Source organism: Microbacterium sp. NPDC056569, from assembly GCF_042793475.1.
Lineage (GTDB): Bacteria > Actinomycetota > Actinomycetes > Actinomycetales > Microbacteriaceae > Microbacterium.
In genome coordinates, this window is record NZ_JBHTUV010000023.1 from 1 (window position 1) to 22,388 (window position 22,388).

The window sequence follows — 22,388 nt, forward strand, 5'->3', positions numbered from 1 at the left end:
CGGGGCGCCAGGGGGCGACCGTCGCGGCCGGGCGGCGGGGGGTCAACCTCGTCAGGCGGGGCGGCGACGTCGCCGCCCGGCCTGACGTCAGAACGCCTGCGGCCGCGCCGCGCCCTGTGCGTGGCCGGGCATGCCCGGCACCCCGGCGTGGGCGGGCGGGCCCGGCACACCGGCGTGCGCGGGGGCGCGACCCTGACCGCCCCCGGGCTGGGCCGGATCGGCCAGCCCGCCGTGCGTGAGGCTGAGGTGCGGCGCCGAGTGGATGGTGGTCATCGGCCCCTCCTCGGCGAGCAGCGCGTCGAGGGCCGCCGACGGGTGATGGTTCGCCGCCAGCTCGAAGTAGCTCATGCTGTGCGCGATCACTCCGACGGCGCGCAGATAGTCGATCGTCCGGACATTGGCGAGCTTCGCGACGTCCCCGGTGTAGTACGGGAAGCTCTCGGGCGCCGCCACCCACGAGCTCGCCGCGGCGACGGCGTCGCCGAGCCCGGTGCCGGCGGTGTTCACGTACGAATGCAGGTCGTATCCGTGTGCGCCGAGCGTCTCCGCCGTCAGCATGAGCGGCAGCAGCGAGAAGTGCGTGTACCAGATGCCGTAGTCGCCCACGCCGTTGTTGCGCGTGACCTCCTCGGGCAGATGACCGTCGGCGTCGATCTGGTGCTCCAGCAGCTCGGTGGCACGCGTGTGCGCCGCCTCGATCCCCGCGTCGTCAGCGAGATACGCCGCGGTCGCCGCCGTCAGCTCGAGCGCCCAGCTTCCCCAGTTGTTGGTGCGGTGCAGGATGGAACCGGCCACGGGCGTCGCGGTCTCGGAGAGGAAGCCGGCGAACCGGCGCTCGCCGTCCTCGGTCCACGCCGGAGTGCCGCGCAGCAGTTCCGCCGCGAAGACGAAGGCGGGGAAGTGATAGCTGAACGCCAGCGCGGAATCCTCGCTGGTGCGCACGCACTCGACCGTTCCCGTCCATGCATCGATGAACGCGGCGGCGTGTGCGCCGTATGCCTCGTCGCCGGTCAGCCGGTAGGCGAGGGCCAGCTGATACGCGGTGTTCGCGTCGTTCTGCAGCCCGTCGCGCGCCGCGCGATGGGCCGTGGGGTTGTTGTAGAAGAACGGCACGAAGAACACCTCGGGCGGCGCCGGTGTGCGCGCCATCCCGGCTGCGGCGTCGGTCATGAGCAGATCGAACGCGGATGCCTGAGGCTCGACTCCGCGAGCGACACGGGACGCGACCGCGTCGATGCGCTCGGGGCTGTTGAGGACGACGCCGCGTTCGCTCGTGACGGCCGCCTCACCCGACCACGCGACGCAGTCCGCCGGCGCCGGCTCGTCGCGTTCGACCACGCCCGTCAGCACCACGGAGTCGACGACCATGCGCAGGTCGCGGTGGGAGGCGAGCGAGAATCCGCCGGCGTCGAACGTGGCATCCGTCACCGAGAGCGCGGGCTCGGCAGCGCCGCCCAGCGAGACGTCGAGCCGGTCTCCGTCGAGGCGTGCGGTGAGGGTCACCCAGTCGACGCCCGGCCGGGCCGACGTGGCAGTGGCGCCGAGGTAGGTCACCGCGGAACCGCCCGCCGCCTTGATGACGGCCAGTTCGCCGTTGTTGCGGACCAGGACCGTGTACCCCGACTGCGTGTAGTCGTCGGTCGTGCCGGCGCGGTGAACGGTGAATCCCGCCCACGCGCTCGCGCCGCCGCCCTCGGTGCGGAAGGTCGCCGTCGCCGTGCTCGTGGCACCGAGTCCGAGATCGGTGAGTGCGAGCACGGAGCCCCGCGTGGATCCCGGCGTGACGACGCGCGCGGCGCCGTCCGAGGCCCGCCAGTCGCCTGCCGCGACCGCCCACGCACTGCTGAGCGTGTCGAAATCGTCACGGAACGTGCCGTCGTCGCCCGTCTGGGCCAGCGCGGGCTGCGCCGCCCCGACGAGCACGAGCGCCGCCACGACGGCGATCCCCGCTCTCCATCGCGTCTTCATCATGTTGTTTCCTCTCCCTCGATCTGTCTTCCGGCGGTGGTCATCGAACGGTCACGGTGATGGGCCTCGAGGCGGTCTCGCCGTGTGCGTTGGCGAAGACGGCGACGAGGGTGCGCACCCCCGGTGGGATGTCGTCCAGCCGTACGGTGGCGCGCTGTGCGTCCGGCGTGTGAGCGGGCAGCGCTCCCGAGCCGACGACCTCGCCGTCGAGCTCGAAGCGGTACGACGTCGCGTTGGTGCCCCACCACAGGTCCGCGGTCACCGTGAACGAGCTGTCGCGATCCCAGTTGTCATGACTGACGACGGGCGCGGCCGGCGCCGCGTGGGCGACCGTGACCGTGGTCGATGTGGTGCTCGTCGTGCCCCGGGCGTTGATGAGCTCGGCGGTGTAGACGTACGTGCCGTTCGGCTTGCCCGTGAACGCGATGCGCGTCGCCTGAGACATGCCGGCTGTCGGCTCGAGCACCCTGGTCTCTACCAGAAGTCCGTTCTCGTAGAGACGGATCGCTCCTCCCGGGATGCCCCACCACAGATTCATCACCACGTCGTACACGCCGTCGTGCAGGCCGTACGCGCGACCGCTGGTGTTCGCCAGCGTCCCTCGGCCGGGTGCGGCGATCGGATCGGTGTCGGCGTACACGTGGATCGTGGCGGTCGCCTCGGTGGCGAGGCCTGCGCCGTTGACGGCGCGCACGCTGACGGTGCGGGCCCCGGCCTTTCCGGAGAGGTCGATGGCCGCGTCGGGGTCGACGAACTCCCCGTCGAATGAGACGTAGAGCTCTGTGATCCCCGACTCCGCGTCGGAGGCGCCGACACCGAGGTGCAGCGTCTCACTGTCGGCCAGCAGCGTGCCGTCCGCCGGCGCGCCGGTGAGCACCGGCGCGGTGACATCCGGCTCCGCGACGGCGGTGACGCGCAACGACGCGGTCCGCGCGAACGGGCCGACGCCGTGGGCCACGGTCACCGTGTCGCCCTCGTGAACACCGAGGTCGCCCAGGTCGAGCCGGCCCGTATAGTCGCGCGCGTTGACATCGGTCTGCGACACCGTGATCGTCGCCGCCGGCCTGCCGTCCACCGACACCCGCACCTCGCCGGTGTTGCCGCCGGACGCGTCCATGTTGAGCGGCGCGCGCAGCGTGACCGTGGCGATTGCGTGGGCCGGCGCCTCGTCGACGTCGAGCGCGATCGCGCTCGAGGTGAAGGCGCGCCAGGCGAGGGACTCGATCCAAGCGGTCGTGAAGGTCACCCACCCCTCGGTGTGGCCGATGTTCGCGACTCCGGTGTTGAACGGGTAATGACCGTTCTTGGGGCTGCCGTCGAAGACGCCGCGCGCGCCCTGGAGCAGCCCGTAGCCGCCCTGGTACTCGGAGAACCAGCCGAGGTCGAGGCCCTCGAACGCGAGCGCCGGGTCGGCGATCCGGTACTGCGCGGCCCGGCCGGTGGGGTTGCGTCCGAAGACGTCGTCCACGTGCGCCTGGGCGATTTCGGCGAGCCGGACGTCGATCCCGTCGTCTTCGATCAGCGTTGAGGCGGCCAGCGCCGCCGCGGGGAACCCGAGTACGTTGCCGGATTCGTTGGGATCCTCCGACGAGCCGCCGGTGAAACTCGGGATGGTCCAGCGGTCGTCGCTGTACTTGCGGAAGTCCCACATGTTCGCCGACCGGGCGATCGCGATGTCGGCCCACTCGCGGGCGAACACCCCGAGCCCGTCGGGAGCATCCGCAGGCACCGTCGCCGCGAGTGTCGCCAGGGAGGTCATCAGGTGGTACTCGCCCTGGCGCTGCCCCTTCGTGGTGGCGGGATCGGCGAGGTCGAGGTTCGCCACCAGCCACTGGGCCTGGGCGATGGCGGCGTCGCGGAACTGTTCCGCGTCGTCGCGGCCCTCGCGGACGGCGACCTCCCACATCCGCAGGTTCGGCACGATCGAGTGGCCGGGCGGGAACTCGCCCTTGCCGGTGCCGATCTGCGTGTAGACCTGCAGCAGGTCTGCCGTGTGGGAGGTGTAGTCGTGCCAGAAGTACCTGCTGTACTCGGCTTCGCCCCAGATCGGGAACAGATAGTCGCGGACGTCTTGGTAGAGCGATTCGGGGATCCACTCCTCGAACTCGGGGTAGGCCCAGAGGAAGGAGGCGAGCTGCTCCTTCACGAGGACGTGGTCGTACTGCCCGCGCAGGTAGATCTCGGCTCCCCACGCCAGCAGACGGGCGATCTCGGGGCTGCCCTCCGCGGTCGGGTACTCGAGGCCCTGGTACACGGCCTCCGGCATCCGGATCGCGGCGATCGCCGACGGATTCGCCGTGTAGAGGTCCACGAGGCTCGACAGCTCGAACGACATCTGATGCGAATCCCGCCAGCCGAGCCCTCGCATGCACTGCGGATGCGTGCCGTTGAGCGGCTTGGCGGTCACGTCTCCGAAGAAGCACCTCACGTCACTCATGAACGCGATGGCGTTGTCGTAGCTGATGCGCTCCGTCCAGTCGGCGCCGATGCCGAACTCGTACGAATCGCCTTCGCCCGCCACGCCGTGGACGAGGATGCGATAGGGCCCGGTCGCCGCCGGATCGAACTCGGTGAAGTCGCCGATCCCGCCCTGGATCGTCCCTTCGTAGACGATCGCGTCGGAGGCGTCGACCACCTGGAAGCTCTCGCCGTCCTGCGCGTTCGGAGCGGTGAAGCGCTTGGGTCCGCCCAGGTCGTAGCCCGTCTGGTTGATGACGACGGGTTGCGGCGCGCCGGTGCCGGTGGACGGCGTCCAGTCGCAGCCGGTGGCGCTGGTGGGGTGGGTGGCCGGTGCGGAGGTCAGTTCCTCGATGCCGATGCCGCCGATTCGTGCATCGGCGCGGTAGGCGCCGATGCCGATCGTGCCGCCCGCGTTGTCGGCGGGCACGGCGGCGACCAGGGTGCTGTCGAGCCACACCGCGATGATGCCGTTCGCGCGGGTGATCTCGACGTTGAACCAATCGCCCAGTTCGAACGGCGCCCGGCCCGAGCACAGCACGGTGCCGCCGTTGGGCCGGGCGAGCTTGATGCCGGTCGCTGTGAGCTGGATGGCGGTGTTGCGCGCGACGTGGCTGACGGGCGCGGTCGCGTCGACCAGGAGTGACACTGTTCCGTTCGCTGCCAGCTGGTCGACTCGGATCGAGGTGCGCAGCGTGTAGGCATCGGGAAGCGCGATCTCCGACGTCGGACGCAGATAGCTGCCGGACGTGGCGGTCAGGTTCGCGATCGCCGCTGCGTCTACTTCACCGCTCTGCACGCTCCAACTGCCGAGCGTGCCGGACAGGGGCGTCCAGCCACCGAGTCCGCCCGACCACGTCTCGGTGAACGGCAGGCCGGAGATGCCGGGCTCCGGGGCGTCCTCCACGGCCACGAGACGAACACCCGCGGCGCGGGTGTTCGTCGCGCTCGATGTCGCCTGCCGCGCGAGCTCCACGGTCGCCATCTCGCCCGCCGCCAGCCGGATCGACCCCAGCGGCGTCCAGGTGCCGCGCTGCGCATTCTGGTCCACGGCGGTCGTCGTCGCGGGGCCGGCTCCGCCTGACACGGTGTACCGCGCGGAGGTCTCTGAGTTGGCGGCATCCGGCACGCCTGCCTCTACCCGGTAGGTGCCCTCACGCGCGACGGGCAGCGTCCAGATGGCGGTGGCGCCCAGGCTGTTGGCGTACAGCGAGGACGCGCCATCGGGGCCGGTTACCGCGCTGCGAAGCCACGAGCCGGTGGTCGAGAACGGCACAGAGCCGTCCGGCCGCGCCGCCGTGTCGGTCACCTGCACGGTGACCTCGGGCGCCGACGCAGTCACGGCTGCCGCGGCGGGTTCTGCCCCGGCGACCGCGGCGGCAGGAGCTCCCGCGGCGGTGAGGGCGGCGACGGCAAGGGATGCGACCACGACGCGGCCGCGTCTGCGCAGGCGTCGTGGCACCGCGCGAGTGACGGGAAGAGGCATCCGGATCTCCTTCGATCGGTTCTCGCGCGGCGGTCCGCGCCGGTCAGTACACGCGGATGGACACCACGTGGGCCTGCGGGGCGCCGTTGGTCGCGAGCACCCTCAGCCGCAGCGCTTGCACGGTGGCGGCCGATACGCCGTGCACGCGCTGGCGCCGGCGGTTGGCCTCGACGCGCACCAGCTCGCGCCAGCCGTCGCACTCCCTCGCCTCGAGCACGTAGTCGCGCACGAGCTCCGGGAAGACGCGGTCGGGCGTGCGGTGGTGGTGGAGTGTGTTGAGCTCCACATCCGTGTCGTCGTCGAACACGAGGCGGATCTCGCGCAGGCTCTGCGGCTCGTCCCACGTGAGCGTGAGGGCCGGCTCTTCGTCGGACGGCAGGGACATCCAGAGGTTGGGGCCTCCGTAGAAGCGCTGGTAGCCACCGACGGCCTTGCACGGGGCGAACGCGTCGGTGTCGGGGCTCACCCGCACTCGAGGCGTGCGGCCTCGCAGCGGGATCGCGGGCCAGGCGATGACGCTCTCGGACTCGTCCACGGCGACGTTCGCGTCGCCGTCGGCCTGCGGGCGATGGGGGAGCGCGAGGATGCCGGGCACCTGCGCGTGCGCGAGCACCGCCGACACGCCTTCGGCCGCCTCCACCACGACGACCGCGTTCTCGGGTTCGTCCGGCGCCCACGCGAGCGGGAACCGCACCCACTGGGGCTCGTCGGATCCGATCGCGTCGACCTCGACGCGCGCGCGCTGGTCGATGGGGACGGCGTTCTGCCGGTGCCCGGTGGTCCACAGCGACGCCGCCAGCCGCGTGTCGGCCGGAACGTGGAGCAGCAGCTCGACGTGGTCGATCCGCGGATCGACGGGGACGAGCACCCCGAGGTCGCGCTCGAGCGCGAAGGGCGCGGCGTCGGCGGCCGGGTCGAGCGCGTGGGGGTCGAGGGTGCGCGCGGTGCTCGACGCCGTGATGCGCGCCCGCCGGGCGAGGTCGTCGGGGTCCGAATTGCGGATGCCGAAGACCGCGGCATCCTGTCGCAGCAGGGTCTGGCGCAGCGTGTCGGCGTGCGCGCCCGCGAGGTCCCGGGGCCGCACCCCCAGGTCGAGCGCCAAAGCCGCACCGGTGCCGGCCGCCTCGCCGCCCGCGCCGCAGGTGGCCATGACGCGCGTCGACCCGAAGGCGACGTGGCTGGCCGAGATGTCGCGGCCCGCCAGCAGCAGGTTCGCGACGTTGCGCGAGTAGTAGCTGCGGAACGGGATGCCGTAGATGCCGTTCGAGTAGCGCTGGTGCGCGCCGGCCTCGGTCGCGTACATGCCCTCGACGGGATGGAGGTCGATCGACCAGCCGCCGAAGGCGACGGCATCCGCGTGGTCGACCTGGTCGAGGATGTCGTTCTGCGACAGCACGTGGTCGCCGAGGAACCGGCGGTACTCCCGCTTGCCGGGGAGCGCGCCGATCCATTCCAGATCGAGGTTCGCGGCGTCGAACTTCCCCGAGTTCTTGATGTAGTCCCAGATGCCGAAGATCACAGAGCGCAGCTCGTTGCGGATCGCCTCGTTGTCGTGGACGGTGTCGAGGTGCCCGCCCCACTCGATCCACCAGTAATGCGCGCCCGAGTCACCCGACCGCAGGATGCGGGACGTCGGGATCGGGGTCTTCGTGATGTCCTTCGCGGAGTCCGGTGCGACGAAGTCCACCGGACGGCCGAGATCCTTCGTGTAGAAGAGGATCGTCGAGCCGAGCAGCTCGGCGTCGGCCTCGTCGGGCGCCCAGCTCTCGCCGAGCTCGTGCGCCGCCTCACGTCCGATGCGGTACTCCGCCCCGGCGAGATGCCCGACCAGCCCGTCGCCCGTGCAGTCGAGGAAGTACGGGCTGCGGAACGTGGTGAGCGTCTCGGAGCCCATCGTCCAGCCGTGGACGGCGGTGATGACGCGCTCGCCGCCCCGGTCCTCGGCATCCACCTCCCGGACGTCGGTGTTGAGGAACAGCCGGATGTTCGGCTCGGCGCGGACGGCGTCGTGCACGACCTCGTCCCAGATGATCGGGTTCCCCTCGGGATTGCGGTACTGGTTCTCGACGTACAGCTCGCCGATGACGCCGCTCTCGCGCGCGAAGCGCTGCACGCCGTGCCCGGTCGCGCCGACGACCCACACACGCACCTCAGACGACGAGTTGCCGCCGAGCACCGGCCGGTTGCCGATCAGCGCGACCTGCTTGCCGAGCCGGGCCGCGCTGATCGCAGCGCAGACGCCGGCGAGGCCGCCTCCCACGACGGTGATATCGGCTTCGACGTTCTGAGTGCGCATGATTCCTTCGGCGTGTCGTGGTGGGGGCAGCGGCGGTCACCGGCCCGGGGCGGACCCCGGGCCGGTAGGGGAGGAGGGGATCAGATGAGGCCGTTGATCGTCTCGCCGGCGGCCTTCATCGCGTCGGATGCCGAGCTCTGGCCGATGAGCACGGCCTGAACCTGCTCGGCGATGGCGGTCTCCATCTGCGCGTAGGCGGGGTACTGCCAGAGGGGGCTCGGCTTGGCGGTGGCGGTGATCGTGTCGGTGAACGCCTGGACGAACGCGTTCGACGTGACCGCGTCGGAGCTCAGCGCTGCCTCCGTCGTGGGCGGGAGTCCCAGCGCGGTGAAGTATTCCTCGCTCTGCGTCGTATCACTCGTGAGCCACTGTGCGAAGTCGGCGGCGGTCTCGGCGCCCTCCCCGTCGACGACCACGACGAGGTGCCCCCACAGCACGTGCTGCGGCTGGGCGCCCGCCTTCAGGACGGGGCGTGCGATCGGGGTCATCTTGTCGCCGAGGGACGCGTCGGGCGACTGCGAGAGGACGGACGACTTGCCGACCGGGGCGTCGTCGTACAGTGCGGTCGCACCCTGCGCGAAGAGCGTGCGTGCAGCGGCACGGTCGACGTCGGCGGCGATGAGACCGTCGTCGTAGAGCTTCTTGTACCACTCGACCGCTTCGATCGAGGCGTCGTCGCCGATGGTCGCCTTGCCGTCCTCGATGATGGGCGAGCCGAAAGTCTGCATCCAGACGACGATGTCCTTCAGCTGCGCGGCCTTCGTGCTCGCGGCGTAGGGGATCACCCCGATGCCCTTGAGCGCCCGCAGGCCCTCCTCGAACTCCTCGATCGTGCCTGGGGTCAGTGACGCACCCGCCTTGTCGAAGAGCTCGGCGTTGCCGATCAGACCGATGGCCCCGATCGTCCACGGAAGTCCCAGCTGCGTGCCCGCGGAGGTGCCGGCGCCCAGCGCCGCCTCGGTGTATCCGCGACCGCCGGTGTAGGCAGAGAGGTCGACCAGCTTGCCCAGCGCGGCCAGGGCCGACAGCCACGCCACGTCGAGCTGCGCGGCACCGGCGAACTGGCCGCCGCGCACCTGCAGGGTGAGCTGATTGAGGTACTCGTTGTACGGGTACGCGCTGGTGTCGATCGAGATGCCCTCGGCGTTCGAGAAGGTCTTCAGCGCCGACTCGATCGCGGGCTTGGCCGCCTCCTCCGAGAGGCTCCACGAAGCGAATGCGAAGTCGGTCGCCGCCGCCGCGCCGGGCGTCGAGGCGGGTGTCGTGGAGCCGCCCGTCGAGCAGCCTACGAGGCCGAGCACCGCGGCTCCGCCGAGGCCGAACACGGAGTAGCGCAGCAGGGACCGCCGCGAGATGTCGTTTGCCATGAGTTCTCCTTCGAAACAGTGCGATCGGGTGGTGGATGGAAGCAGGACGAGAGGGTTCAGCCCTTGACAGCGCCGGCGGTGATGCCGCCGACGAGGAACCGCTGGAGCAGGATGAAGGCGATGCAGACGGGCACCGAGACCACGAGCGAGGCCGCCATCAGAGCGGGCCACGACGTGCTCGCTTCGGAGATGAAGGTGTTCACGAGACCCGGGGGCAGCGTCTGCCGATCCGGGCCCGCGAGGGTGAGCGCGAAGATGAAATCGTTCCAGCCACGGACGAACGCGAAGAGTCCGGCGGCGACCAGGCCCGGAGCCGCCAACGGCAGCACGATCGAGTGGAAGATCCGCCACGGGCCCGCACCGTCGATGCGCGCAGCCTCGATGAGGTCATCCGGGAGGGCGTCGAAGAAGCCCTTCAGCATCCACACGCACAGCGGCAGCGTGAACGTGGTGAACGACAGGATGAGCGCGAGGTAGGTGTTGAGCAGTCCGAACTGGGCGAACACCAGGTACAGCGTCACCAGCAGCAGCGCCTGCGGGAACATCTGGCTCGACAGCACGAAGTACATGAGGGACTTGCGCCCGGCGAACCGGTACTTCGAGAAGGCGTAACCCATGTACATCGAGACGATGACCGACAGCACCGCCGTGATCACCGACACGATCACGCTGTTGCGGAAGTACACGAAGATCAGCTCGTTGCCGAAGACCGTCGCGTAGTGGTCCAGCGTCACCTCGCGGGGGAACAGCGTGGGCGGGAACGTGAAGACCAGGTCGCTCGGGGTCAGCGAGGTGACCAGCAGCCAGTAGACCGGGGCGAACCCGAAGAACGTGATCACCCCGAGGGTGATCCAGGTGCCCCAGCGCACGCGCCGGCGACGGCGCCGGGCCTGCGCGGGCGGGTTGTCCTCGGCGAGGACCGTGATGGGCGTTGCCGTGATGGTGGTCACCGGGTTGCTCCCTTCTCGCCGCGCTCGGAGAGCCAGACGTAGACGACGACGAGGACGGTCAGCAGGGCCATCCAGACGATGCCCAGCGCCCCGGCCTGCCCCAGGTCGTATCCCTTGAACGCGGTGTCGTACACCTCGGTCGCGAACGTCTGCGTCGTGCCCGCGGGGCCTCCGCCGGTGAGGACGAAGATGGTGTCGAAGTGCTGGAAGTTCCAGATGAACTCGAGCAGCACCACGAGCCCGGCGACGCCGCGGATGTGCGGCCAGGTCACCGTGAAGAACCGCCGCACGGTGCCGGCGCCGTCCATCGCGGCTGCCTCGTGCAGTTCGTTCGGGACCGTCTGCAGCGCCGCCAGGAGCATCACCATGATCCAGGGGAACGTGTTCCACGTCTTCGCGACGATCAGCGCGACGCGCGCGGTGTCGGTCTGGAAAAGCCAGGCGACGGGGCTGTCGATGGCGCCGAGCGAGAGCAGGATGCCGTTGAGCACGCCGTAGTTGGCGTCGAAGATCCACATCCAGAGGAACGAGACCACCACGCCGGGGATCAGCCACGGGATGAGGAAGGCGCCACGGAGGAATCGCTGGCCGGGGAAGCTCTGGTTGAGCACGAGGGCGAGGGCCAGTCCGATGACGAACGGCGCCACCGTCGCCCCGATGGTGAAGATGAGGGTCTGGACCAGGAGCGGACCGAATTCGGTGGTCAGGACGTGGGCGATGTTCTCGAAGCCGACGAACGTCATTCCGGGATACAGCAGGCTCTCGTCGAAGAAGCCCGAGACCAGCGAACGGATCAGCGGATACAGCACGATCGTGCACAGCAGCACGACGCCGGGCAGCAGCAGGAACGTCAGGAACGCGCGGTCGCTCAGCGCGGTGCCGCGCGTGCGCCGGGCGGCGGCGGGTGCTGCCACACGGGAAGTGGTCATCGTCGTCCTTCGCAAGTCGATCCGGTGCGTCATCGCTGAGCGACCGGAGTGGCATCTTCGTGTGATGCCGACTACAGAGTGCACGAGCTGCGCAATATCCGCAACTGGCATGCACTATGTGCATGAGTGTGCTTTACTGGGTTCGCTCGGGGCCGATGACGAACCGGAGGACACATGGCTGCAGACAAGGGCGCGAACCAGAGCGTCGAGAAGGCGATCGCCGTTCTGGAGAGCTTCTCCGGGGGCGAGCCGATGCGCGTGGGCGACGTCGCCCGTGCCGCCGGCATCGGCCAGTCGACGGCCTCCCGCCTGCTGGCGACCCTCGAGGCCGGGGGGCTCGTCGAGCGCGACGCGCAGACGACGCTGTACTTCCTCGGCTCGGAGCTGCTGACACTCGCGGGCATCGCCATCAACCAGAACCGCGTGCACCGTGTGGGCCGCCAGATCGCGCAGGGGCTGGCGGGCAAGCTCGGCCTCGGCGTGAACCTGGCGCTGCTGCGCGATGCCGAGCTCATCTACCTCTGCAACTTCGAGGGACCCCAGTCGCCGAAGTCGCACACCCTGATGGGGCAGCGGGTGCCGCTGCACGCGACGAGCATCGGGAAGTCGACCCTCGTGGGCACGTCGCGCGAATCGCGGTACGCGCTGATGCCGCGACTCGCGGGGTACACCGAGGCGACCATCACGACGCACGAGGTGCTCGACCGCGAGGTGGCCCTGATCGCCCGCCGCGGATACGCCACGGAGGTGGAGGAGTTCGTGCTCGGACGCGCATCGGTCGCCGCGCCGATCCTCGACCAGTCCGGTCGGATCGTCGCCGCTGTCTCGATCTCCGGCCCGCGGTCCACCATCGATCTGGAGACCCGCGAGGCCGAGCTCGGCCGGATCGTCATCGAGGCTGCCGACCGCATCAGCTCCGGCCTCGGGTACCAGGGCCCCGCAGGCTGAGCCCGCCCGCGGGGCCGCATGTCGACGGAGCGGCGTAGCCTGAACGGATGCTGCAGCCCCCGCCTCCGCCTACGGGCGAGGCGCCTCCGGGTCAAGCCCTCGGAGCGCGCGCCCAGCTCGCCGCGCTGGCCGAGGGCGATGGCGCCGGAACGCGCCCGCTGCTCGCCCTGCCGTCGCCGGCCGATCCGCGCCCGGCGGCGGTGCTGATGCTCTTCGGCGTGCTCGACGCGCTCCCGAGCGACCACGACGCGCAGGCGCAGGCGGTCTCGCGCGACCTCGATGTGCTGCTCCTCGCCCGCGCGACGACCTTGCGCGCGCACCCGGGGCAGGTGGCGTTCCCCGGCGGCAGGATCGACCCCGGCGACAGCGGCCCCGCGGCGGCGGCGCTGCGTGAGGCGCAGGAGGAGACCGGCCTCGACCCCCGCGGTGTCGAGGTGCTGGGCGAGCTCGCCGACATCCCGCTCGCGTTCTCGCAGCACCTGGTGACTCCGGTGCTGGCGTGGTGGCAGCATCCGTCCCCCGTCCGCGTCGTCGACGAGGCCGAGTCCGCGGCCGTGTTCCGGGCGCCCGTCGCAGACCTGCTGAACCCCCTGAACCGCGGTGTCACGGTGATCCGCCGCGACGGCCAGGAGTGGCGCGGACCCGCGTTCCTCGTGCGGCATGCGACCGGCGAGCACCTCGTGTGGGGCTTCACCGGCATGGTGCTCGAGGCGCTGTTCGACCGGCTCGGCTGGACGGAGCCGTGGGACGGCACCCGGGAGCTGCCCCTCGTGCTGCCCGAGCCGGGAGGGGGCCGTCAGCGGTAGCGATAGTGGTCGGCGCTGCTGTTCACCCAGCTGATGAAGCGCCGGGCCTCGGCGTCCCGCGCGGGCGGGAACGGCGCGACCCACAGGTGCGAGCCGGCGATCACGAGGTGCGGTGCGGCGCGGTTGATCACCCGGTTGATCGTGCGCGGAGTGATCGGGCCGGCGGGGCCGAACATGCGCCGCTCCACCGCCGCCTTCGTGAACTCCGGCCGTCGCAGCAGCGCATCTCCCGAGTCGGCGGATGCCGCCACCTCGCTCACCGGCTGGCTCAGGTCGCCGAAGTGGATCCACCGGCCGTCGATCACGATCCCCGCGAAGTCCTGCTCCTGGCCGCTGTAGCGCACCTCGCTCGTCCAGCGCCGGCCGTCCCACCAGCGGGTGCGACCGCGCTGGTCGTCGTACCAGCCGGGCTGGGCGGGGCCGGACGCGGCGGGTCCGGCATCCGTCCGGAGCTCGGTGTCGCGCTCGCGCAGGTCGATGTACTGGTCGGTCCAGTGCGCGCCGTCCCACCAGCGCTGCTTGCCGGAGCCGTCGTCGTACCACCCCGGTGCGGGCTGCGTCGCCATGATCCGAGGGTAGTTCGTGACTGGCCGGTGTCCAGCGAGGTCGGCTATCCTCGACCCGTGCATTTCTACTTCTTCATCTGATCCGACGGCGCGGCCACGCCCGCACGTCGCTCGTCGAGTCATCCGAGCGACGCGTGTCCGCGGCATCCGGGCCCTCCGCGGGCCCTTCCGTCAGATCACCGCGCACGCGCGCGCCGGACCGGCGCCGTGCGCCGCAGAGGCCCCGGCCTCGGAAGTGGAAGCTCATGCCCTCCCTCACGCACACCCCTGCGCGCGATCGCGCGCAGCTCACCGCCGCCCGCGTCTCGTTCGCGCGCGCGGGTCACCGGATGCTGAACGACGTCGACCTCGTCGTCACCGCAGGCTCCCGCATCGCGATCGTCGGCGAGAACGGTCGCGGCAAGTCCACGCTCCTGCACCTGCTCGCGGGCACGCTGCTCCCGGATGCCGGCGAGGTCGCACGCGTGGGCACCCTCGCGCTGGCCGAGCAGGAGATGCCGGCGCATGATCGGCGCACGGTCGGAGATGCCGTGGCCGAGGCCATCGCGGACGCCCTCGCGGCGCTCGCGGCGCTGGATGCGGCATCCCTCGCTCTCAGCGCGGCCACCGCGTCCGACGCCGCCTCCGCCACGTACGCCGAGGCCCTCGACCGCGCCGTCGCGCTGGATGCCTGGGATGCCGAGCGGCGGGTCGAGGTCGCCCTCGAGGCGCTCGATGCCGAGACCGATCGCTCGAGACCGCTCGGTGAGCTCTCGGTCGGGCAGCGCTACCGTGTGCGTCTCGCGTGCCTGCTGGGCGGGGACCACGACTTCCTGCTGCTCGACGAGCCGACGAACCATCTCGACCGGAGGAGCCTCGACTTCCTCGCGGCCCAGTTGCGCGCCCGTAAGGGCGGCGTCGTCGTGGTCAGCCACGACCGTGCGCTGCTCGCGGACGTCGCCGACACGTTCGTCGACCTCGACCCGACGCCGGACGACCGCGCTCGCGTGTACGGCGGGTTCGACGCCTACCGCGAGGGCCGCGCAGCCGAGCGCGAGCGCTGGGAGCAGCTGTACGAGCGCGAGCAGGCCGAGCGTTCGCGGTTGCACGACGACCTGAGCGCCGCGCAGAATCGGCTCGTGACGGGGTGGCGCCCCGAGAAGGGGTCTCCGAGGCACGGTCGCGCCACCCGCGCCGCAGGCATCGCGCAGACGGTGCACCGCCGGCGGGCAGCCCTCGAGGCGCACGCGGTCACCGTGCCGCCACCGCCCATGCGGTTCGCGTTCCCGGCGTTGCCGTCACGCGGTGGCACGGCGCTGCTGGTCGCGGAGGATGTGCATGTGGACGGACGTCTGCTGCAGCCCGTGTCGCTGGTGCTGCACAGCGGTGCGCGGGTCGTGGTCACGGGCCCGAACGGCACCGGCAAGTCGACGCTGCTGGCGGTGCTCGCGGGCGACGTCGAAGGCCTCGACCCCCTCGCTGTGACCGGCGCGGTGCGCCGGGGCGGCGGCATCCGTCTGTCCTTCCTCCGCCAGGAATCGCTGCTCGATCCCGCCCGGCGCGCGTCGGAGCTGTTCGACGAGCGCGTCGGGGCCTCGCAGGCGGTGGGCCTCAGCGCGCTCGGCCTGCTCACGTCACGCGAGACCGGGAAGCGCATCGGCGAGCTGTCGATGGGACAGGTCCGCCGGCTCGATCTGGCCCTGGCCCTCGCAGGGCGTCCGCACGTCCTGCTGCTCGACGAGCCCACGAACCACCTCTCGTTCACGCTCGTGGACGAGCTCACCGTCGCGCTGCAGGCGACGGACGCCGCGGTGGTCGTGTCGACCCACGATCGGCAGCTGCTCCGGGACATCGACGAGTGGGACCGCATCGACCTCGGAGTGCGCGTGTGACGCCTTTGGGCCCTCGCGCTGCGCAGCCACGGCAGACTGGTGACATGCCTCACGTCGACGACATCGTCCCCGCTGACCGCCGCCACCTGCTCGACCTCCCGGTGTACGCGCACCTCGGGACCATCCGGCCGAACGACACCGTGCAGGTCAACCCGATGTGGTTCGAGTTCGACGGCGAGCACGTCCGGTTCACGCACACGAACTACCGGCAGAAGTACCGCAACCTGCAGCACAACCCGTCGATGTCGCTGTCGATACTCGACCCCGACTCGCCGTTCCGCTACCTCGAGGTGGCCGGCAAGCTCGTCGACGTCGTCCCCGACCCCGAGGGTGCGTTCTATGTCCGCCTGCAGAACCGCTACGGCAACCCGAGCTCCACGCCGCCGCGCGACAAGGAGGACCGCGTGATCCTCGTCATGTCGATCGACCGCGCGACCCGGCAGTAGAGCTCGCAGACGGAGAAGGGGACGGATGCTGCAGCCGCAGCATCCTCCCCACGCCCTCTCCACGCATCGCTTCGCGCTGCGCGGAGCCTCGGGGCGCGTGGGCCCACCTCGGGGAAGAGCATCCGCCACGCTCAGCGAGCGTGGCGGATGCGTCCCCTGTCGTCAGGCGTCGACGCGCGCGGCCTCCACGGCGGCGCGCAGCCCCTCGGTGACCGGAGTGGTCGGGCGCCCGAGCAGGCGTGCGAGCGTCGGGTCGGCGTCGGCGAGGACGCCGCGAGCGATGCCTGCCTCCATCTCGGCGACGAAGCCGACGGTGCCGGCATCCAGTCCTGCCTCGGTGAGCGCGGCCTCGAGCTGCTCGCGCGAGACCGGCACGTAGGCGACGTCGCGGCCGACGACCTCGGCGGCAGCCGCCGCGAGATCGGCGTACGAGACGGCGGCGTCGCCCGACAGCTCGTAGGTGCGACCGAGGTGGCCGTCCTCGGTGAGTACGACGGCAGCGGCCTCGGCGTAGTCGGCGCGGCTCGCGGCGGCGACCTTCGCGTCGCCCACCGACGCCGCGATCATGCCGGTCTCGGCGGCGCGCAGCACGTCGGGCGTGTAGTTCTCGGTGTACCAGTTGTTGCGCAGCACGACCGCGGGCACGCCGCTGGCGGTGAGGTGCTCCTCCGTGGCCTTGTGCTCGGGGGCGAGCACGAAGTCGACCGAGTCGGCGTGGGCGAGGCTCGTGTAGACGACCTTCGCGATACCGGCCGCCTTGGCAGCCTCGATCACGTTCACGTGGCCCTCGTATCGCCTGCCGGGCTCCGACCCCGAGATGAGCAGCACGGCGTCGACGCCCTCGAGTGCCGCGGCGACGGACTCGGGCGCGTTGTAGTCGAGCGGGACGACACGGATGCCGCGGTCCACCAGCTCGGCGACCTTCGAGGTCGTGCGGGCGCCCGCGACGATGTCGCCCGGCGCGACGCCGCGGTCGAGGAGGGCGTCGATGACGAGGTGGCCGAGCTGTCCGCCGGCGGCGGTCACGAGGATGGTCATGGGTGTCCTTTCGGTGGGGAGGCGCTCCGGGCGCGCTCACCGGACGCCAACGCCGACTGCGATCGCCTGCATTCCAGCCGGAGGGTACCCACTTTGAGGTAAGGTACCCACGTGGTGGTGAGTTTTGCGGAAATCCGGGCCGAGATCCCCGGCGTCTTCGACGAGGCATGCCCGACGCGCGTGGTCCTCGACCACGTTATGAGCAAGTGGGGCGTCCTGGTGCTCATGGCTCTCACCGAGGGCACGATCCGGTGGGGCGAACTCCGCCGCGCCGTCGAGGGCATCAGCGAGAAGATGCTCGCGTCGACCCTCCGCACGCTCGAGAAGGACGGCTTCGTCGCCCGCACGTCGTACCCCGAGGTGCCGCCGCGGGTCGAGTACTCCCTGACGCCACTCGGCGATGAGCTGATGGAGCGCATGATGCCGCTGATGGCGTGGATCGGCGTCAACGCCGGCGACATCGTGGACCGCTGAGGCGCCCGGCCGACGCGCCTGCCAGGATGACGGCATGGCGACCGTCCTGTTCTGCCCCGTGACGTTCAACCTCGCCGAGGTCACGCGCATGATCGAGGTGGCGCGCGCCCTCGATCCACGGCACCGGGTCGTGTTCCTGGGGTACGAGCCGGACTTCGCGCACCTGATCACCGACGCGGGCTTCGACTACCGCGCGGGTGAGCCGGCGATGAGCGCTGTACAGCGCGAGCAGCTGATGCGGTTCGATCAGGGCAGGACGCTGCGCAGCCCGCTCACCGATGACCTGGTCTCCGCGCGGGTCGATGCTGAGCGCGCACTGATCCGGGAGACGGATGCCGCAGCCGTCGTCATCGGCTCGAACGTGACGTCGATGATCTCGGCGCGGGCAGAGAAGGTGCCGCTGTTCTACGCGGTGCCGTTCGCCCTCACCCGCCCCCAGGTCGCGCAGACCGCGCGGCTCGGGATGGTGCGGGGGAACGGACGCGTCGCGCACGCGCTCGACCGTGTGGCGACCAGCCTGCTGCGCCTCGCGTACAACCGCCTGCCGCTCGCGCCACGGGCCTTCGGCCGGGTCGCGCAGGCGAACGGGGTGCCGCCGCTCAAGACGGTGGTGTCGCTGCTCGAGGCCGACCGCAACCTGCTGACCGTCATGGCGTGGGAGCTCGAGGGGTACACGCTCCCGGGCTCCTACCAGCGCGTCGGGCCGATCTTCGCGCACATCGACGCACCGATGCCGCCGATCGTGGCGGAGCTCGCCGAGCGGCCGGAGCCGCTCGTCTATCTCGGACTCGGATCGTCGGCGAACCGCGAGATGGTGCTCGCCGCGGCGTCGCAGCTCGGCACGCTGCCGGTGAACGTCGTCGCGCCGGTGCGGCACTACCTCGCGGCCGGCGACGTGCTGCCCGCGAACGTGTTCGCCACCGATCTGCTGCCGGCGCACCGGCTCGGCGGGCTCGTCGATGCGGCTGTGCTGCACGGCGGGCAGGGCACCGTGCAGACGGCGTGTGCGACGGGCATCCCGTTCGTCGGCATGGGTCTGCAGCCCGAACAGGTCTGGAACGTCGACCAGTGCGTCCGGCAGGGCAACGCGCTCGCGCTGACGCCGAAGCAGGCGGGGACGCCGGCGCTCGCGGCCGCGGTGCGGCGACTGCTGGCCGACGACCGGATGCGCGCCGCCGCCGAGCGCGTGCGCGCCGCCTATGCGGGCGAGGACGGGGCCGCAGCATCCGCTCGCGTGATCGAGAGGATCATCGCGTGACGGCGCATCGGCTCACGCGGGATCAGGCGCGGCGCATCGTCGTGCGCGCGCAGCTCCTCGACGCGGAGCGGCCCGGTGACGTGGTGGAGGTCGCCGAGCAGCTGGGCTACATCAAGATCGACCCGACCGCGACGATCGCGCCGTGCGAGCACACCGTGCTGTGGTCCCGGATCGGCTGGTCGTACGAGCCGGGGCAGCTCCGCAAGGTCGTCGAGGACGACCGGCTTCTCTTCGAGTTCGACGGCACGTTCCGGCCGATGAGCCTGCTGCCGCTCATGCTGCCGGCGATGCGTCGCTGGCCGCAGCGCGAGAGCAGCAGGCAGTGGCTCGAGGCGAACGCCGGCTTCCGCGCGGACGTGCTCGCGCGGCTGCGGGCCGAGGGGCCTCTGCTCGCGAGCGGCATACCCGACACCGCGCAGGTGAGCCGAGCCCCCGACGGCTGGTCGGGGTCGAACCAGGTGCCCCACATGCTCGACTTCCTGCTGCGCCAGGGCGAGGTCGCGGTGACGGGCCGTGAGGGACGGCATCGGGTGTGGGATCTCGCCGAGCGGGTGTACCCGCAGGACCTGCCGGAGTACGCCGATGACGAGGCCGCCGAACTGCTCGCGGCACGCCGCCTCCAGTCCGCGGGCCTCACGAAGCCGCATTGGTACTGGAGCGGGGTCGCGAAGGACACCGGTGAGCTCGCCGTCGTCGAGGGGAGCGCCACGAAGTACCGGGTCGACCCCGAGGCGCTCGCCGCGCTCGACGAGGAGGACTCCGGCGGTCGCGTCGCGTTCCTGAACCCGTACGACAGCCTGCTGTTCGACCGCAAGCGCCTCGAGGAGCTGTTCGAGTTCACCTACGTGCTCGAGCAGTTCAAGCCGAAGGCCCAGCGCCGCTACGGCTTCTTCGCGCATCCCATCCTGATGGGCGACCGGTTCGTGGGGATGCTCGACGCCGAGGTCGACCGCGACCGCGACGTGCTCAAGGTCACCGCCGTGCACGAGTTCCTGCCGTTCGAGCCGGAGGAGTCCGAGATGGTCCGCGCCGAGATCGCCGACCTTGCAGAGTGGCTCGGGGTCTCCGTCACCGGTCTGCCCTGACGGCCACGGACGCTCCCGGGCATCGGCACGCTCGGTACGCTCGAGCGCATGATGTCTCGCACGCTCTCGGCCGACGCGACCCTCCGTGAAGCCCGCCCGGGAGACGAGCCGGGGATCCTGAGCCTGATCCGTGAGCTCGCGATCTACGAGAAGGAGCCGGACGCCGTCGAGAACACCGTCGAGGCGTTGCGGGCGTCGCTGTTCGGCGCCGAGCCGAAGGTCTTCGCCCACGTGGTCGAGCGCGATGGCGAGATCGTCGGCATCGCGATCTGGTTCGTGACCTACTCGACGTGGACCGGTCGCCACGGCATCTGGCTCGAGGACCTCTTCGTCGACGAGTCCCAGCGCGCCTTCGGCTACGGCAAAGCCCTGCTCGCCTCCCTCGCGGCCGTGTGCGTGGCGCGCGGCTACTCACGTCTCGAGTGGTCGGTACTGGACTGGAACGAGCCCGCGATCGGCTTCTATCGTGCGATCGGCGCCGAGCCCATGAGCGAGTGGACCACGCAGCGCCTCACCGGCGGGGCGCTCGGCGCGGTCGCTGCGGCGCTCGGCGACTGAGCGACCGCGGCCGAGTCAAGGCACGCGGTTCGAGACGGTCAGCAGCACGACCGAGTCCTCGAGCGCCGCGAGGCTGTGGCGCTGCGGCGGGACGGTGAGGTGGTCACCGGATGCCCCGTCCCACGCGTCGTCGCCGGCGATGAGTCGCACGCGCCCCCGCAGGACCTGCAGCGTCGCCTCGTGCGGGCTCTCGTGCTCGGCGAGCTCGTGCCCGGCGCACAGCGCGATCACCGTCTCGCGCAGAGCGTGCTCGTGACCGCCGCGGATGGTGCGCGCCGCGCGGCCGCTGGACGCGTCGCGCGCCTTCGCCGTCAGGTCGTCGATCAGGTCGGCCAGGTCCGTGCTGTCCATCCGCGTCGCCTCCATCGCCTCGACAGGCCGGAGTCTACCCGCGTGGGTCGTCGCGGAGACAGATCTTGCGCCGGCCGCGCTCAGGCGAGCGTTTCCGCTGAGCCCCCGTCGTCGGGCGGTTCCGCGACGACGTGGAGGCCGGCCGGGGAGTTCGCGGTGCGCATCAGCGCCTCGAGCCACGTGCGATTCGTCTTCGCGGTCCGGCCGCCGTAGAACGAGAACACGAGACTGGCGCCGGAGTGCACCCACACGGTGGTGCGGCCGCCTCCGGTGCTGACATCGCCCTGCCACGTGAAGAAGAACGGCTCGTTGCGGCGGAGCTTGGTGCCGATCGCGACCTGCAGGTGCGAGAGCACCCGATCATCGAACTCGGCTCGGACGCCGCCCTCGTAGATGAACCTGCCCACGTGCCTCCCTCGACGGGCGCCATGCCCATAGGGAGACTCTCAGCCAGATCGATTCCGAGCCCGGCGTCGCTGACCGCCGGGCGAAAGCGCGGCACCCGAAACGAAACGACTCAGCGGCCTCGCATCGTCTGACGCGGGGATCGTCCGTACGCGTCGCGGTAGTGGCGCGCGAACCGCGACGCGCTGGCGAATCCCCAACGCTGCGCGATCTCGGAGACGGACACGCCCGTCGCTTCCTGCAGGTCTGCGTGCGCCCCGGCGAGCCGCTGCCCCCGCAGATACTCCATCGGCGTCTGGTCCAGCGCCCGCCGGAACGCATACTGCAGCCCGCGCGGCGAGATGTCGGCGGCGAGCGCGACGTCGTCGATCGTGATCGGCTCGTGCGCGTGCCGCTCCATGTAGGCGATCGCGCGGCGCACCGTCCTGGGTGCCGCGCCGCGCTGCGCCGAGCGCTCCAGGGCGGCCACGAAGGCCGGGGAGAAGACGGCGAGCGTGGTGTGCAGCGCGTGCCGGCGCAGCTCCGCCTCGACGATCGCGGAGCTGCGCCCGGGGACGAAGAGCGTGCCGGCGATGTGCTGGAAGACACGCTCCCAGTGCGCGCCGAGGTCGCGATCGACCGGGGACGCCCCGACGGTCGCCGACCGGAGCGAGAACCGGTCGTCGCCCGTCATGCGGCGCGCTCCGTCCTCGGCTTCCGACCGGTCGAACACCAAGGCGCGCACGTCGGCCTGCTGCTGCCAGCGGGCGGTCGTCGGACCGTCCAGCGCCAGCCATGGCAGGCCGGCGTTGAGATCGCCGCGCGGCGTGCCCACCCAGGCACCGCGAGAAGCGACGCGGCAGGCCATCAGCTGATCGTCCGGTTGGATGGCGGACTGGACCGACGCGCTCAGGCGGTAGCTGACGACCGAGAAGCCGGGCAGCGCGGCCGATGTCCACGAGAAGCCGAACGTGCGGGGATCAACGCGCTGCAATGCCGCAGAGGGCACGAACTGGCGCCACGTCTCTTCGACGTCGCCGACGTCGCGCGACGCGAGCGTCAATACCTCGCCCAAACTGCCCCTCCCGGCATCCCGGAGACAGAACATCGTGTCCGGTCCGCACACTCTAACCCGTGCGGGCGGCCGGGT

General features: G+C 71.1%; 19 protein-coding genes. 8 read left to right on the plus strand and 11 right to left on the minus strand.

The features are described from left to right. Positions 1-87: 87 nt before the first annotated feature. The 6 genes from ACFQ7C_RS19395 to ACFQ7C_RS19420 all read right to left on the minus strand — a co-directional run bounded on the left by ACFQ7C_RS19395 (position 88) and on the right by ACFQ7C_RS19420 (position 11,453). Positions 88-1,971, minus strand: coding sequence for an alginate lyase family protein (locus ACFQ7C_RS19395; protein WP_378905266.1), 1,884 nt, complete (start codon positions 1,969-1,971; stop codon positions 88-90). A gap of 37 nt (positions 1,972-2,008) precedes the next feature. Continuing rightward, on the minus strand, positions 2,009-5,911 hold the full coding sequence (locus tag ACFQ7C_RS19400; RefSeq protein WP_378905269.1) for a cellulase N-terminal Ig-like domain-containing protein: 3,903 nt from the start codon (positions 5,909-5,911) through the stop codon (positions 2,009-2,011). A gap of 43 nt (positions 5,912-5,954) precedes the next feature. After that, complete coding sequence (locus tag ACFQ7C_RS19405; protein WP_378905272.1) at positions 5,955-8,207, minus strand: FAD-dependent oxidoreductase; 2,253 nt, start codon at positions 8,205-8,207, stop codon at positions 5,955-5,957. 80 nt (positions 8,208-8,287) lie between these two features. After that, on the minus strand, positions 8,288-9,574 hold the full coding sequence (locus ACFQ7C_RS19410; protein WP_378905275.1) for an extracellular solute-binding protein: 1,287 nt from the start codon (positions 9,572-9,574) through the stop codon (positions 8,288-8,290). Positions 9,575-9,630: 56 nt separating this feature from the next. Then, a complete protein-coding gene (locus ACFQ7C_RS19415) occupies positions 9,631-10,524 on the minus strand; it encodes a carbohydrate ABC transporter permease (protein WP_378905278.1) in 894 nt (297 codons plus the stop codon). After that, positions 10,521-11,453 (minus strand): carbohydrate ABC transporter permease, encoded by a 933-nt coding sequence (locus ACFQ7C_RS19420; RefSeq protein WP_378905281.1) that lies wholly within the window; start codon positions 11,451-11,453, stop codon positions 10,521-10,523. The genes ACFQ7C_RS19415 and ACFQ7C_RS19420 overlap by 4 nt, the downstream gene beginning before the upstream one ends. A gap of 174 nt (positions 11,454-11,627) precedes the next feature. On the opposite strand from ACFQ7C_RS19420, the gene ACFQ7C_RS19425 reads away from it, so the two are divergent. Both ACFQ7C_RS19425 and ACFQ7C_RS19430 read left to right on the plus strand, forming a co-directional pair. Beyond that, on the plus strand, positions 11,628-12,401 hold the full coding sequence (locus ACFQ7C_RS19425) for an IclR family transcriptional regulator (protein WP_378905284.1): 774 nt from the start codon (positions 11,628-11,630) through the stop codon (positions 12,399-12,401). Between the two features lie 47 nt (positions 12,402-12,448). Next, complete coding sequence (locus ACFQ7C_RS19430) at positions 12,449-13,207, plus strand: NUDIX hydrolase (protein WP_378905287.1); 759 nt, start codon at positions 12,449-12,451, stop codon at positions 13,205-13,207. Here ACFQ7C_RS19430 and ACFQ7C_RS19435 read toward each other — a convergent pair. After that, positions 13,198-13,773, minus strand: coding sequence for a DUF2510 domain-containing protein (locus ACFQ7C_RS19435; RefSeq protein ID WP_378905290.1), 576 nt, complete (start codon positions 13,771-13,773; stop codon positions 13,198-13,200). The genes ACFQ7C_RS19430 and ACFQ7C_RS19435 overlap by 10 nt on opposite strands. A 245-nt stretch (positions 13,774-14,018) precedes the next feature. Here ACFQ7C_RS19435 and ACFQ7C_RS19440 point away from each other — a divergent pair, with 245 nt between their 5' ends. After that, positions 14,019-15,644 (plus strand): ATP-binding cassette domain-containing protein, encoded by a 1,626-nt coding sequence (locus tag ACFQ7C_RS19440; RefSeq protein ID WP_378905293.1) that lies wholly within the window; start codon positions 14,019-14,021, stop codon positions 15,642-15,644. A gap of 44 nt (positions 15,645-15,688) precedes the next feature. Beyond that, positions 15,689-16,090, plus strand: a complete 402-nt coding sequence (locus ACFQ7C_RS19445; protein WP_378905296.1) for a PPOX class F420-dependent oxidoreductase — start codon at positions 15,689-15,691, stop codon at positions 16,088-16,090. 162 nt (positions 16,091-16,252) lie between these two features. Here ACFQ7C_RS19445 and ACFQ7C_RS19450 read toward each other — a convergent pair whose 3' ends face one another. Beyond that, a complete protein-coding gene (locus tag ACFQ7C_RS19450; protein WP_378905299.1) occupies positions 16,253-17,128 on the minus strand; it encodes an SDR family oxidoreductase in 876 nt (291 codons plus the stop codon). 111 nt (positions 17,129-17,239) lie between these two features. On the opposite strand from ACFQ7C_RS19450, the gene ACFQ7C_RS19455 reads away from it, so the two are divergent. From ACFQ7C_RS19455 to ACFQ7C_RS19470, 4 genes are read left to right on the plus strand one after another with little or no spacing between them, the layout of a single operon-like run. Continuing rightward, entirely contained in the window at positions 17,240-17,602 is a 363-nt protein-coding gene (locus ACFQ7C_RS19455) for a winged helix-turn-helix transcriptional regulator (protein WP_378905302.1), read from the plus strand. 34 nt (positions 17,603-17,636) lie between these two features. Further along, positions 17,637-18,860, plus strand: a complete 1,224-nt coding sequence (locus tag ACFQ7C_RS19460; RefSeq protein ID WP_378905305.1) for a glycosyltransferase — start codon at positions 17,637-17,639, stop codon at positions 18,858-18,860. After that, positions 18,857-19,945: a DNA glycosylase AlkZ-like family protein gene (locus ACFQ7C_RS19465; protein WP_378905308.1), complete on the plus strand. Its 1,089-nt coding sequence runs from the start codon at positions 18,857-18,859 to the stop codon at positions 19,943-19,945. Before ACFQ7C_RS19460 ends, ACFQ7C_RS19465 begins: the two co-directional genes overlap by 4 nt. Positions 19,946-19,996: 51 nt before the next feature. Next, positions 19,997-20,503 (plus strand): GNAT family N-acetyltransferase, encoded by a 507-nt coding sequence (locus tag ACFQ7C_RS19470; protein ID WP_378905395.1) that lies wholly within the window; start codon positions 19,997-19,999, stop codon positions 20,501-20,503. A 15-nt stretch (positions 20,504-20,518) separates the two neighbouring features. Here the strand turns inward: ACFQ7C_RS19470 and ACFQ7C_RS19475 are convergent, their stop codons facing one another. From ACFQ7C_RS19475 to ACFQ7C_RS19485, 3 genes are all read right to left on the minus strand, one after another. Next, a complete protein-coding gene (locus ACFQ7C_RS19475) occupies positions 20,519-20,854 on the minus strand; it encodes a cupin domain-containing protein (protein WP_378905311.1) in 336 nt (111 codons plus the stop codon). A gap of 80 nt (positions 20,855-20,934) precedes the next feature. Beyond that, positions 20,935-21,261: an ATP-dependent DNA ligase gene (locus ACFQ7C_RS19480; protein ID WP_378905314.1), complete on the minus strand. Its 327-nt coding sequence runs from the start codon at positions 21,259-21,261 to the stop codon at positions 20,935-20,937. A 110-nt stretch (positions 21,262-21,371) separates the two neighbouring features. Continuing rightward, positions 21,372-22,313 carry a helix-turn-helix domain-containing protein gene (locus tag ACFQ7C_RS19485; RefSeq protein ID WP_378905317.1) on the minus strand — a complete coding sequence of 314 codons (942 nt, stop codon included), beginning with the start codon at positions 22,311-22,313 and terminating at the stop codon, positions 21,372-21,374. Positions 22,314-22,388: the final 75 nt, after the last annotated feature.